The organism is Verrucomicrobiia bacterium (assembly GCA_036268055.1).
In the GTDB taxonomy this organism is placed as follows: domain Bacteria; phylum Verrucomicrobiota; class Verrucomicrobiia; order Limisphaerales; family Pedosphaeraceae; genus DATAUW01.
Map to the genome: position 1 here is coordinate 23,054 of DATAUW010000030.1, position 13,929 is coordinate 36,982.

Below are 13,929 nucleotides of genomic sequence, written 5' to 3' on the forward strand. Positions count from 1 at the left end.
CCGAAAAGTTTCCAGGGCCATTTAATCACCACCGCAAAAAAGGCGATAATATCAAATGCTGAATGATCCCAATTCCGCGATGGCGGCCAGTTCTTTTGCGGGCCAGTTCACGCTGGTGGTGCTCATGCTCGCGGCCACGATCAAGTGCTGGACGATTTCCCGCCGTCCCACGACCAATACCAAATGCGCTTTGTCCCTGATGCTTCTATGCGTGGCGTTCCTGATCACCGGAACCCACGCCATCCTTAGCCGCTTTATTCCCTATATTCCTGCAAATCGCGTGGTGGCGGGTATTCTTGGCCTGGTCATATTTGGTTTGATAGTCACGGCAATTATTTTAGCGATCATTGGACTGGTGGAATATTCACGCCATCGCGAGTCTTATAACCAGGGCCGGTCGCAGGCGATTTCGGCGCTGGGATTGACGGTCTTCATGTTGATATTTGGCATTCAGGGAGCGGTGACGGGCTACAAACGCGCACATGGTTTCAGTAACGAAAAAGCAAATGAGCTGGTCAAGTTCGAGGACCTTAACTTCCAATTCCGCACGCCGGGTTACCCGTGGAAACAATATGACGCTTCCAAAATAAACAAGGCGAGCAAGCTTTCCCTGGTGCGCCAGTTTCCCGAAGGCTATTTCACCATCACCGCCGAAAAAATTGGCAACTTGAATTTCACCTCCGAACAACTCGCCGAAGCGGGCAAGGCGAATATGGAGGTGGCTTCCACTTCTCACCGCGTGGTGAATCAAACGCCCTATCGCGTCGGCAGCTTGGACGGTGTCATGGTCGAAACCGAAGCCCAGGTCGGTGCCAATTCGCTGCACTATCGCAACTGGTACGTAGTGACCAACGGTTATGCGTATCAGTTGATCGGCTTCAGTCGCAGCGAAGATCAAAACGTAGTCAAAAAGCAACTCGACGACCTGTTCACGCGCTTTGAAGTGATTGATCCGGGCCGGATGGCCTCAACTTCCGGCGGTTTCACCACGAATTTTTATTCGCGTGACCATCATTATTCGGTGCAGGTCAAAGGCTCGTCGTGGCGGCCCTATTCGTCTTCCGAAGGACTTTTCGCGCAGTCGGAATTCGCGGCCACCCAGGGCGACAGTTGCTTTGTGACGATGCCCATAAAACTCGACGGCGAAAGGCCGGACCTCGAAGCCTTAAGTTCCGCTTATCTCGCAACGCTGGATGTCGCCTATCCGAACGAGAACATCACCAACCGGCGCATGGTCAAGGATTCCGGCGCGGATGCATTGCAATTCGATTACCCGCGCGAGATCCACGGCAGAAAATATATTTATCGTCTCAAAATTTCGGAACACGGCGATGACGCCAATCTTGTGATGGCCTGGACCCAGCGCGAGGGCGAAGGCGCCGAAGGCGTCCTGGATGATGCGCTGGACCGCGTCATTTCCGTTCCAGTGAGCAACTCCGTCGCTTTGGTATCCATGACCGAAACCGCGACCAAAAAAGAACTTAAAACCCGCTCCTACATCCTCAACCAGGCGGGTTTATATTATACACGCCAAAACGAATATGAAAAAGCCTTGCCCCTTTTTCGCGCGGCGGCAAAAGCAAATAGCGAGCAATCCTTGTATATCGTAAACGCCTTGCTCGCGTGGGAACATCTCGACCGTCCGGCGGAAGCGCTCGAGTTTTTGAAGTGGCAGCCGACCTCCATCCTGGTTCTGCCGGCGGTCAAAACCAAACGCGCGTATTTCCAATCGCAAGCCTCCGATGTGGACGGCGCGATCACGAATTATCAATCCGTCTTCGCTTCCGGTTATCGCGATGACGAAAGCTTTACGGAATACGTCAGTCTGCTAATGGAAAAAAAGCGTTATGACGCCGCGCTTGAGGAAGTGCAAAATTATCTCCGCCCCGGCAGCCCTGTGACCATCCGCATGCTCGAAGGCGAAATCTATACCCGGAAAAAAGATTATTCCAAGGCGGCCGATTCTCTCAAAAAATTGCGGGATGAAAATCCCTTCAACGCCCAGGTGGCGGAAGCGCTGGTGAATAATTATCTCGCCGCCGCCCAATATTCTGACGCGCTGGACATTTGCCGCGATCTGGCCAAGGACAATAAAACCGCCTATGTCACTTTTCTCAAAGGCCGCAGCGAACTGGGCCTCAAATGGTATCGCGAGGCCAAAACCGATTTTGCCGAAGCCTCAAAACTGGCTCCCGCGAATAAGGATTATCGTTCGTATCTCGATTATGTCAGCAGCATGCTCGGCGAAGGCGATAACACCGCCACGATTGATCCGATCGAGCCGGTGGCCTTCCCGGCGGAGTTCACCAACGCGCCCACCCAGCCGGTTCCCGCCGATTACGGAAAAAAATATGGCGCGTATTATTTGCGTCATCTGGTGGCGGAGTCTTACATCCCCGGCAAGGAAATCAAAAACACGGATTACATTCTTGTGCAAATGCTCGATGCCTCGGGCGTCTCCGCCTTCAGCACGATCCAGGTGAAATTCGATCCGGTGACAGAAGCGGTTTTTGTCAACGACTTGCGGGTCATGGATGCTTCGGGCAAAACGATCTTAACCGGCGATCCCGCCAATTATTATGTGCTCGACGACCGTCGCGAATCGTCCGCCAGCCAGAAAAAAGTTTTGAACATCCCCGTGTCTGGATTGCAACCGAACTGCCAGTTGACCGCCACGATCACGCGCCGCCAGTTGGGCCCGACCGACGAATTTCCATTTTTTGATCATTATTTTTCCGCGACTTTTCCTGAACGCGAAAATATTTTCTTCCTCGCGAATGGCGCCGACCGGGTGAAATACCAATCGTCGCCGGGCATCGAACCCCAGAAATCCTCCGGCGGTTTATATTGGCGCGTTACGGACCCGATGGTCGTGCGCTATGAGTCCTTGCAGCCGCCGTTCACCACCTTCCTGCCGATGCTGTGGCTTTCGGACGCATCAGCACAATGGCCCGCGCTCGTGAAAGATTACCTGACAAATATTCAAGACCGTTTGGAGAAAGACCCCGCGCTGGACAAACAAACCCAAAAGTTGACCGCTGGCCTGGACAACCCGGACGCCAAAATCGCCGCGCTGTCGGCTTATGTGCAAACCAATTTGAGTTACAAAGCGATTGAGTTTGGCCGCCGCGCCCGGATGCCCAACAAACCGGCGGACATTCTTCGCAATAAATATGGCGACTGCAAAGACCACTCCCTGTTGCTTCAACAAATGCTGGCCGATGCGGGCATACCGGCCCAGTTGGCGCTGTTCAATTTTGTCGGGCCGATTCAAAAGAATTTGCCTTCGCTCGATCAGTTCGATCACATGGTTGTTTTTGTTCCCGGTGGCGGCAGCAATTATTTTCTGGATTGCACTTCCAAAGGCGCCAGTGTCGCGCACGCGGTTCCCGCCTACATGGCCGGGCGGGACGTGCTGGTGCTCGACGAACACAATCCGCGCTTTGTCACCGTGCCGAATTTTCCCGGCGATGCCTCGACCGTCTCCGTGGAACGTCATCTGCATCTGGCGGGGACGACCGACCTTGCGGCGGAGGACACGCTGACGCTTCGCGGAGACACCGCCGCGGTCTGGCGCGATTACTTGCTGCAAATCTCTGAATCCGGCCGGCGCGCATGGCTGCAAACGCAAATGGGCATGACGGACGCGCACGTTACAGACGCGAAAATTGATGGGCTCAATACCCCCGATGCGCCCTTGCGGCTGACTTTCGGCTACTCCATCAAGGGCCAATTTCGCCAGTCAAACGACCAGTTGCGCGGGGTGTTGCACGGGGGGTTCTCCCGGTTTTATCTCCAAACCACCCCGGCGGATGACCGCGTCTCGCCGTTTGAAATTCGGACGCGCTATACCCTGGATTCCAAAACATACCTCGACCTTCCCGCTGGCTTTCATCTGGAGCCGTCGGAAGCGTTGCACGTGAAATTGGATCCTCGGTTTGCAACCGCCCAAAGCGATTTTCAAACGCGAAGCAATCAGATGGTTCTCAACTTCACTTACCAGCAAAAGAACGGGCACTTCGCGGCGGCTGATTATGCGGCGTATCGCGATACGATTGCGCAAGCGCTATCAATGCTCGAACGCGATGTCGTATTCATGGCTGATAAACATTGAAATGGTCGCAGTCCCCGGTGGCTGGCCCGGGCGCGGCTGGCTTATAACGCGTGCCTGAGCGCTGGCTCGACTGCGCGTTGATAACGCGGGCAAAGATTTTTCGCCTTCGCCTGCCTGACGAATGACTCATCTTTTGTTCAGTCACCGAAACACGGCCTCGCGTTCGGTTTTTCCGAAAGCGGTCGCCAAGAACAGGTCAAGCCGCTCGTTTTCGATAAGCCCGAATTGTTTCAGCACGGCAGTACCAATGAGTTTGCCGGTGAATTCCCTGACCGGAAGGAATTCGTTGATCGCTTGCAGGACACGCGCGCAATCGCCTTCCTCCGGGTCTATCCCGGAGAACGAATCTTTATATTTCGGTTCGTTGTCATTCAGGCCGGCATAGATAGTTGTCTCATTCTCCTCCGCGATTTCAGCCGGACGGAAAAAAACGCGGGCGTCTTCGCGGATAAGCCGTTGGTCGCCCAGCAGCCAAACCAGCACCGAGCCATTTTGCAGGCTGGAACGCGCATTGGTGATGACCCGCGTCTTCGGCGAGCGGGCAAGCAGCACCGACCGCATGAGCAGCGCCAAGTCCGCCGGAATTTCTCCAATGCCGATCATGTCTATCTTGACGGTGCGCGGTTTGCGCGCGAGGAGCCGTTCCAATTTTTTAATCCGTTCGATGTAATAGGAATTCGCGTATGACAAAATTCTGAGTTCGAATTTGCAGAAACGCGGTTGCGTGCGTGTTTTCATAGCGTTGTTAATTTAGGTTTCGTTGTAAAAATAATGAGATGGCAAAAAGAGGCGGGCGGAAGTTTTGCTTCCGCCCGCGCGAGTTCCTACCTCCAAGGCGGTTTATTGAGTTGAGAGAAAGTGATTCGGTGTAGCGCCATTAAGCTCGCTAAAAATTAAAAGGCCGGGAGTCGTTCACCCCCGGTCACATGCGTGCAATAGAGAACAAACACCTCTTGGTGATCTATGCGATCCCAACCCGCGGTTTCATGGCGGTTGTTTCGGTGTTTAGGGGCACACCTCCTGCGAAGCCCTTGATTGCTAAAAATCGGGTTTTACTATCTGGCGCGTCATCCGGCCACTTATCGGCACACCTCATAGGCGGCCAGCCGTAGCTTGCCTGCGCTAAATTTGACTTATCACTGATAGACATCATTTAGACGTCGCGCTTCTATAGTTCACAGTTATTGAATATTTCGTTACTGTCATTTGCTTTTGCAATACTACGTGGACAACAAAAAACCCTGCTTCCTTTCTGGCAAGCAGGGTGAGAAAGCTTAAAAATTCCTCTACCTGCCTGCCTCCACTCTATCAAATCCAGCTTCAAAAGACTGGCTCTGGCCTTTGATGGATGCACCGGGATTAAACATATAGCCACGGCTTAAAAGGCATGAGCGCGTCGGCATCATTGGCCATTCCGGGGTTGATATGTTTGCATGTGTCATCATTTATTTCGTGGCGTGACTCTATCTATGAGTAATAGACAGCGCAAGAATTATTTTCCACATTCCGCCATTTTTATTGGCAATTCTTTAATTCTCATATTCGGATAAGTAGATGGATTTAATTGAATTGAGATTTACTTAATTCCCTAACTAAGTGCGTGACAAAGATAGCTTCTCTATTTAAGCGCGAGCGCCAGTTGGTGATTTATGGTTTCTCCCAGGCCGCTTACTCCCAGCCCAATGAGTCGCAACGGTCGCGAAACCAATCGGTCGCGCGCCAGGATGTAGCATCCGAGTCGATAGATTTGAGCCGCTTCCGTGATCGGCTCTTCCACACTCAACTGGCGGGTCAGGGTCGTAAAATCACTGTAACGCAATTTCACTTGCACCGTCTGGGCTCCGATCCGGTGGCGTTTTAATTTCGCGGCGATGTCTTCGGCTTGTTCTCGTAAACAGGCGCGCAGGATCTTCCGATCATCAGTATCGCGAAGAAAGGTGTTCTCGCTGCTGATGCTTTTCACTTCGTCACTGCTGTCGAGCGGGCGATGATCTTCGCCAAACCCAAACCGTTTCAGCACCGGGCCGAAAGAGCCGATCAGCGCCCTCAAGTCGCCCGGATAATCCTGAAGATCGCCAATGATTTCGATGCCCGCGCGGTTGAGCACTTCCTGGGTGACTTTGCCCACGCCATGCAACGCGCGAACTTCCAGCGGACGCAGGAAAGCCACCTTATCGCGCTCGGCAATCAGCGTCAGGCCATCAGGCTTTTTAAAATCGCTGGCTAATTTGGCGAGCAATTTATTCGCGGCGATGCCAATGCTCGCCGTCAATCCACGTTCGGCCGAAATTCTTCGTTTCAATTCGTCTGCCAATGGCAATGCCTGAGCGAGGCTCAAGTCCGCATCCGCTTGCTGGCAGATCGGAGAGAAATCCAAATAAGCCTCGTCCACGGAAACTTGCTCAACCATCACATTCGGCAACGCGATGATCCGCATGATCTCGGCGGATTCCTCGCGATAACGCTGCATGCGCGGGCGCATGAAAATTCCATTCGGGCAAAGCCGCCCGGCTACGGAACTGGGCATGGCCGAGCGCACGCCGAATTTACGGGCTTCGTAACTCGCGGCGCATACGACCCCGCGTTGTGTGGGCGGCGCGCCCACGATGAGCGGCTTGCCTGCAAGGGCCGGGTTGTCGCGCTGCTCGACGGACGCATAAAACGCATCCATGTCTAAATGCAAAATGACCCGAAACATTTTCGCGCTCATTTTAAGAGCGGTCGCGCTCAAACGCAAATCCGCAACGATTGATGCGGCAGTTTGTCAAAAAATATTTTTCGCTTTTGCCCGCCATAAGTCATTGCACTTCGCGTCAAAATCCGGCACAACACCGCTCCCATTTTTATCATGAAAAAAGCATCTAAAAAAGAACCGAAGAAAACGAACGAATCCCAACTGCTGGATTTGCTGAAGCGCGTGCTGCCGAAAGCGACTCACGATGCGCAACTCGCCGGAAAGATTTATCAGGCCATCGAGGCGGAATTGAAAGCGAAGGCCCGCACGCTGGCGTTCGAGAAATTTTGCGGCAAGGTTGAATTGCCCGACCTGGAACCGAAAACGATCGAGGACGTCAAACTTCAACTAGCGGCGTCCTTTGGCGACGGCGACATCACGCTCAAGCCCAATAAAAAAGAGAAAACTTTGTCCGTGGAAGTGGCGTTGCCCGACGGCAACCAGTTCAGCAGCGAAATCAAAGTGGGACCCGTCGCCGCCGCGGGCAGCGACGAACAGGAAGTGACGTTGAAATTCATCCCCTTCCCGGTTTGCCTGCCGGGCGATAAGGAATTGGTGTGGCTGCTGGCCAAGCGCGAAAACCTGTCGCCGGACGAGGCGGGAATCGCCCTGTCTAAAGTGGAGGAAGATTTTTGGGCGTCGAAGATGGGGCAGAAATTGATTCGTGATCGCGTTGAACGCAGCTTCCCGGAATTCATCGCGCGAGTCGGAGGTGGATTGCTGACCGAAGTGGGTTTGAAACGGCATTACAAAACGCCAGAGGCGATTAAAGCTTTGCGAACCGCGCCGAAGCGATGAGAAAAGCGGCGGATGGTTTGCGAGTGCGACAAACTCGCGGCCCGCACGAGAGCCAAATTAGGCTTTGAAGTTTTGGCTTTGAAATTAGAGTAGCTTCATGAAAGTGAATTCTGTGGGGCAATTTCCTGCTTACCGGCCGCGGCGTTTGCGGCAATCTCCGGCGTTGCGCCGCATGGTCAGTGAAACGCACTTGAGCGCGGCGCAACTGGTGTTGCCGCTGTTCGCGCGCGCAGGAAAAAAATTGCGTCGCCCCATCGCCGCGATGCCCGGCGTGTTCCAGCTTTCGCCGGACGAAATTGTTCGCGAAGCAACAATCGCGCATTCGGCGGGCGTGCCGGCAGTTTTATTATTCGGCATTCCGGAAACCAAAGACGCAAAAGCTTCAGGCGCGTATGCGAACAAGGGCATCGTGCAACAAACGGTGCGCGCGCTGAAAAAGGAACTGCCGCAGCTGCTGGTGATCACGGACGTGTGCTTGTGCGAATACATGGAACACGGGCATTGCGGAATCGTGCAGCGCGATGACCGCGGGGCGCGTATCTTGAATGACCCCAGTTTGAAACTGCTCGCGCGCGCGGCGGCGAGCCATGCGGACGCCGGCGCGGACATCGTAGCGCCAAGCGATATGATGGACGGCCGGGTGCGGGCGATTCGCGAAGAATTGGACGCGCGCGGTTTTGCGGACACGCCAATCCTTTCCTACGCGGCGAAATTCGCTTCAGCGTTCTACGGACCCTTTCGCGAAGCGGCGGAATCCACGCCACAATTTGGCGACCGGCGCAGTTATCAGATGGACGCGGCGAACGCGAACGAAGCTTTGCGCGAAGTGGCGATGGACATCCAGGAAGGCGCGGACATGATCATGGTCAAGCCTGCGCTGGCCTATCTGGATATTTTGTATCGCGTGAAAAAAGAATTTGGTTATCCCACGGCGGCTTACGCGGTGAGTGCAGAATATTCGATGGTGAAAGCGGCGGCGGCGAATGGCTGGATTGACGAACGCGCTGTCACGATGGAGAGCCTGCTGGCGATGCGCCGTGCCGGTGCGGATATTTTAATTACCTACGCGGCGACGGACGTGGCGCGATGGCTCGCAGAAAAATAATTTTTGCGACCGAGTAGAAAATGGGTTCGGCGGAACGCCATAACACATGCGAGATAAAAATCACCCCCGGGAAATACTCAGTGACTGGGATGATTACTAAGCGAATTGTAAGCCACGAATATCGCCACCACAATTACCAGCAACAACACCGTCGCGCCGATAAAAATATATTTATTGGCTTTATTCGTCTTCTTGGTGAAGACGCCCTTCGTGGTGTCGAAAGATTGCGGCCCCTGCTCCAACTGCTCCAGACTAACTCCCTTGGAAATAACCATCGTGGAATCAATCGGCGCTTTTTTGGTGCTCGCGGAGGCTCCGGGCGCTTCGAGGCGGATGTCCACCTGGCCGAGGCGCAGGATTTGGCCGGGCTTCAAAACCGATTCGCCGGTGATCTGCTGATTTTGGATGAACGTGCCATTGGTGGAGTTCAGGTCCTTCACCACCACGTCACTGCCCCGCAGCAGGACTTCGCAATGATGGCTCGAAACAGACGCGTGCGGAATTGGAAAGGTATTATCATCCACACGGCCGATGGTGGTCTTATCCACTTTCAGCTCATACGACTGTCCGGTCATCCCTTCACTGAGCACTACAAGTTTGGCCATAGACTGTGCTGTTGATTATCCGCATCGCTTTCTCCAAGTCAAACGCATTTCTCCGCGCACAGCAATACTTACTTTCAACCCTTTTTCTCCAGCATCGTCCGAAACTCCGCAAACAACGGCGTCGAATCGTGCGGTCCGGGCGATGCCTCGGGATGATATTGCACACAAAAAATCGGCTTCGTCCGGTGGCGCATGCCCTCGACCGTCTGGTCGTTCAGGTTGATGCGATTGATCTGCACGTCTGACGGCAATGATTTTGGATCCACCGCGAACCCGTGATTTTGCGACGTGATTTCAACGCGCTCGGATTCCAAATCTTTCACCGGCTGGTTCGCGCCGCGATGGCCAAACTTTAATTTAAAAGTTTTTCCGCCGAAGGCTTGCCCCAAAATTTGATGCCCCAAACAAATCCCAAAAATCGGCACGCCCGTCTTCACCAGGTCGCTCACCGCCTGCACCGCGTAACCAAGCGCGGCGGGATCGCCGGGACCGTTCGAGAGAAAAATTCCCGCGGGTTTGTGCGCGAGCGCTTCGGCGGCGGTGGCTGTCGCGGGGAGCACTTGCACCGCGAACCCATGCTGCCGCAACCGCCGCAGGATATTATATTTCATCCCAAAATCGAACGCGACGATCGGAATATCCGCCGGCGGCAAAGGCTTGCGGACATTGCGCGGTTCGGTTTTGGCGGAGCCGCGCGTGAGATCGAAACTCGCGCTCTGCTCGTCCTTTTCATCCCAGCGAAAAGAATTTTTGTGCGTCACTTCCTTGACGTAATCCACGCCTTCCAGCCCTTGCCATGATTTTGCCTTAGCGACGGCATCCGCATCGGAAATATCTTCCGTGGAAATAAAACTCTTCAACGCGCCGCGCACGCGCAATTTTTTCGTGAGCGCGCGCGTGTCCACTCCCTGCAAACCGGGAATGCCGTTCTTCTCCAGATATTCCGCGAGCGAATAATCCGCGCGCCAGTTGCTGACGATCGGCGAAAGTTCGCGAATGACAAATCCCGAGACATGCGGACGCCATGACTCGACGTCCTGGTTATTGACGCCGTAATTGCCGATGAGCGGATAAGTCATCGCCACGATCTGGCCTTTGTAGGAAGGGTCGGTGAGAATCTCCTGATAGCCGGTCATCGAAGTGTTGAAACAGATTTCGCCGCACGCCGAGGTGCGCGCGCCAAAACCTTCGCCACGAAAAACCGAGCCGTCTTCCAATGCCAATATTGCCTTCATCATTTTCAAATGTGCCGCGCGATGCTAGGGCGGCGGCGCGCGCGGTCAAGAATTAAGCTGCTCCACGCGCGCGCACTCACTTATTTTCCCTTGCCCGATTTCGCGCTTTCCAGATTGGCGATGACCGTCTTGATGGGTTCCTCATCATATCCAATATGTTTGTAAAGCACCTTGCCATCGCCATCGAGGAGGACGAGGGTGGGATAACCCTCGATGCCATATTTTTCCTGAAGCGCCTGGTTTGCCGCTTTCAAGTCATCCGACTGCGGCTTGTGGCTCGGAAAATCCACGAGCATCAAAACGAGATTTGTGCTGGCATAACCGTTGAATTCCGTGGTGGACAAAACTTTTTTATGCAGCTCCATGCAAGCCGGGCACCAATCGGAACCGGTGAAGTCCATCAGCACCACTTTTTTCTCCGCCTTGGCCTTCGCGATGGCCTGCGGCAGATTCGTAAGCCAGTCGTCAGCGCGCGCCTGAATGCCGAGCCAGCAGATCGCCGCGATTAAGAATAATTTTTTCATGAGGTTCTCCATTCCTTGATTAATGATTGACCGCTAATTCTTTGACACTCGCCGATGTCTCTTGTTCATCCCAAACCATTCTGCCGCCGACGATGGTTGCGACCGCTTTGCCTTTGAGCCGCCAGCCGTAAAACGGATTGTTGTACGATTTGCTCGCGGACCGTTCGCGCTCAAATATCCATTCGCGATCCGGGTCGAAAACCGTGATGTCGGCATCCGCGCCGGCTTGCAGCGTCCCCTTGCCCAGCTTCAGCAAGTTCGCCGGGGCCACCGTGAATTTCCGCAGCACTTCCATCAAGCCCAGCCGCTTCGTATGATACAACTGCATCAGCGAAAGCGCCAATTCCGTTTCGAGCCCCGTGATGCCGAACGGCGCGTAATCAAACTCCACTTCCTTCTCATAATCACAATGCGGCGCGTGATCGCTGCTCAAAATTTCCAGCGTCCCGTCCACGAGTCCCTCCAAAATCGCCTCGCGGTCCCGCGCCGAACGCAGCGGCGGGTTCATCTTGAAATGAGTATCGTAACTCGGCCATTGCGGCAGCGCATCCGTCGCGTAACCGAACAAACCCTTGCCGTCGCTCGACCAGAATTTTTCGCTGCCCGCGATGGTGGCATCCGTCAAAACAAAATGATGCGGACACGCCTCGCCCGAGATCGGCACCCCGCGGCGTTTGGCCTCGCGCAATAACGCCACGCTTCCCGCGCTGCTCATGTGCTGGCAATGCACGCGCGTGCCGGTCAATTCCGCCAGCAAAATATTTCGCGCCACAATCATCTCCTCGCCCGCTGCCGGCCAGCCACGCAAACCCAGTGCCGTGCTGTAATAACCTTCGTGCATCACGCCGTCCGTCACGAGCGAATAATCCTGGCAATGATCCATCACCGGCAAATCAAACATCCGCGCGTATTCCAACGCCCGGCGCATCAGATCATTATTCTGCACGCAATGGCCGTCGTCGGTGATAGCCACAATCCCCGCCGCCTTGAGCGAACCGATCGGCGCCAATTCCTCACCGGCAATTCCCTTGGTGATCGCGCCGGTGACAAAAACATTTACCACACCTTCGCGCGCCGCTTTTTCGCGGATCAACGCCACCGTGCCCGCATTATCAATCGCGGGAGAAGTGTTCGGCATGCACACCACCGAAGTAAAACCGCCGCGCGACGCCGCCGCCGTGCCTGTGGCAATGGTTTCTTTCGCGCTCTGCCCCGGCTCACGCAGATGCACATGCAAATCAATCAACCCCGGACAAACGACCAACCCGCTCACATCCCGGCGAACCGCATCCTGCGGCGCGCGGGCGGCCGCGTCGGCGCCAACCGCCACGATTTTCCCATTGGCAATCAACACATCCGCCCGGGCATCCAGGTTTGAAATGGGATCCATGACTCGGCCACCGGTTAGCAACAAAGCATTCGCATCAGCCATGCGATACATCTAACAGGAACGCATGAAATTACAAGCGACCCGGCGAGAGATTTTGAGATTCACCGGCCAAGGCGATTTTTATGAGCAAACCCCTCGGCACGGGCCCCCTTCACCCATAATTTTTTTCTCTCCGTTAAGCGAGCTGACGTGAGCTTAAGCGGACTTATCCGAACCATCGTCCGCTTCCGCCCGCTTTTCGGCTCGCCTAATGGCGTTTTTTATCCATCCAAGCATCACCCCTCCGTCTTCTCTCCTCTGCGTTCTATCAAAGAACCGTCCCCACCATGCCATATCCCTCAAACCCAGTCCACCCTTCCATAGGTTACAAATACACTCCTGTGGGAAGGGCGAGCGTACTCGCGAGCCTCAATCAATCCCGCCCCGCGATTGACAACCCGCCCCCGCCCGCTACTATCAATTCGACGCGGGTGTAGCTCAATGGTAGAGCTCCAGTCTTCCAAACTGGCCACGAGGGTTCGATTCCCTTCACCCGCTCCATTCAATTTCTTCGACGAGTTTGTGGGAATCAAAAAAATTAACTCAAGCCCAGATCCTTTATGAAATGGGCATCCTCGCGGTATTGTTCCTCACAATGGAGAATCTCAATCACAATCTCTCGGATGGTTTCCGCGATTTGCTCCCGGCTCCATTGGCCGGGCGGCGACTGGACGACGTGAGGCCCATGAGCAACGATCCAGCGTGAAAGATGCCCCACGTCGGTGCAGGGCGATTTGAATTCGATCCGCATCCAACGTGTGGAATAAAAAATCGCCCAGCCAAAAATCATCGCAAAGCCAAACGCTGAAATCGCTGGCGATGCGAATATGAAATTAACGAGAGCGCTGCTTGAGGATATCGGATGCCAGGTCAACGAAATTGCCGTAACAACGCTGCCGAGAACCGTCGCTGTAACCAGTAGAGAAACAAGCCAGCTTGGGCGGACGAATTCCATCTCCTTGCTTAAACCGAGGTCTGTCGCAACTGCCTGGAAATTTGTTACCCGGCGGGCTCGCGGAAAGAGAGTCGCCAGCGAGGTTTCCAATCTGATTTGACTGCGTTGAACCCCGCCATGCCGGATGAGCGAAGCTCGCAACCGATGAAAGGCACGCTGGGTTAAACAGGAAGCATCCTGGATGCGGCCGGCTTTGCTAAATATTAAATCTATCAGCTCGCTTGGTGTGACAATTTTTTCGGCTTCAGAATCTGCAATGGCAATATCGAATGTTTCCTCCACCTTCATCACGATTTCGACGCCATCAAGTCCCATGAAACAACCTGTAGTCCGGCAGACAGTAGTTCGCAACCGATAATTAAAAAAAATGTGCGGCAGCGATGTCCCGCCGCCGCCGCCGCACAGATTTCCCATCCTGCGCGTCCCTCGC

General features: G+C 54.5%; 10 protein-coding genes and 1 tRNA gene. 4 read left to right on the top strand and 7 right to left on the bottom strand.

Annotated elements, in window-relative coordinates; translation table 11 throughout:
- Positions 1 to 55 precede the first annotated feature (55 nt).
- A complete protein-coding gene (locus VH413_16970) occupies positions 56 to 4,114 on the top strand; it encodes a transglutaminase domain-containing protein (protein ID HEX3800389.1) in 4,059 nt (1,352 codons plus the stop codon).
- 141 nt (positions 4,115 to 4,255) lie between these two features.
- Here VH413_16970 and VH413_16975 read toward each other — a convergent pair whose 3' ends face one another.
- Positions 4,256 to 4,852 carry a hypothetical protein gene (locus VH413_16975; protein ID HEX3800390.1) on the bottom strand — a complete coding sequence of 199 codons (597 nt, stop codon included), beginning with the start codon at positions 4,850 to 4,852 and terminating at the stop codon, positions 4,256 to 4,258.
- 880 nt (positions 4,853 to 5,732) lie between these two features.
- Entirely contained in the window at positions 5,733 to 6,812 is a 1,080-nt protein-coding gene (dinB, locus tag VH413_16980) for a DNA polymerase IV (GenBank protein ID HEX3800391.1), read from the bottom strand.
- A gap of 150 nt (positions 6,813 to 6,962) precedes the next feature.
- Here dinB and VH413_16985 point away from each other — a divergent pair, with 150 nt between their 5' ends.
- Positions 6,963 to 7,646 (top strand): hypothetical protein, encoded by a 684-nt coding sequence (locus tag VH413_16985; GenBank protein ID HEX3800392.1) that lies wholly within the window; start codon positions 6,963 to 6,965, stop codon positions 7,644 to 7,646.
- A 97-nt stretch (positions 7,647 to 7,743) separates the two neighbouring features.
- Entirely contained in the window at positions 7,744 to 8,751 is a 1,008-nt protein-coding gene (gene hemB, locus VH413_16990) for a porphobilinogen synthase (GenBank protein ID HEX3800393.1), read from the top strand.
- Between the two features lie 77 nt (positions 8,752 to 8,828).
- Here hemB and VH413_16995 read toward each other — a convergent pair whose 3' ends face one another.
- The 4 genes from VH413_16995 to VH413_17010 form a co-directional block, all read right to left on the bottom strand.
- On the bottom strand, positions 8,829 to 9,356 hold the full coding sequence (locus VH413_16995; GenBank protein HEX3800394.1) for an FHA domain-containing protein: 528 nt from the start codon (positions 9,354 to 9,356) through the stop codon (positions 8,829 to 8,831).
- Between the two features lie 74 nt (positions 9,357 to 9,430).
- Complete coding sequence (gene carA, locus VH413_17000; protein ID HEX3800395.1) at positions 9,431 to 10,591, bottom strand: glutamine-hydrolyzing carbamoyl-phosphate synthase small subunit; 1,161 nt, start codon at positions 10,589 to 10,591, stop codon at positions 9,431 to 9,433.
- Positions 10,592 to 10,671: 80 nt separating this feature from the next.
- Positions 10,672 to 11,115, bottom strand: coding sequence for a thioredoxin fold domain-containing protein (locus VH413_17005; GenBank protein ID HEX3800396.1), 444 nt, complete (start codon positions 11,113 to 11,115; stop codon positions 10,672 to 10,674).
- A gap of 19 nt (positions 11,116 to 11,134) precedes the next feature.
- Entirely contained in the window at positions 11,135 to 12,505 is a 1,371-nt protein-coding gene (locus tag VH413_17010) for a dihydroorotase (GenBank protein ID HEX3800397.1), read from the bottom strand.
- A 466-nt stretch (positions 12,506 to 12,971) separates the two neighbouring features.
- On the opposite strand from VH413_17010, the gene VH413_17015 reads away from it, so the two are divergent.
- Positions 12,972 to 13,045: transfer RNA gene (locus VH413_17015), tRNA-Gly, on the top strand.
- 37 nt (positions 13,046 to 13,082) lie between these two features.
- Here VH413_17015 and VH413_17020 read toward each other — a convergent pair.
- On the bottom strand, positions 13,083 to 13,814 hold the full coding sequence (locus tag VH413_17020) for a hypothetical protein (protein HEX3800398.1): 732 nt from the start codon (positions 13,812 to 13,814) through the stop codon (positions 13,083 to 13,085).
- Positions 13,815 to 13,929 lie beyond the last annotated feature (115 nt).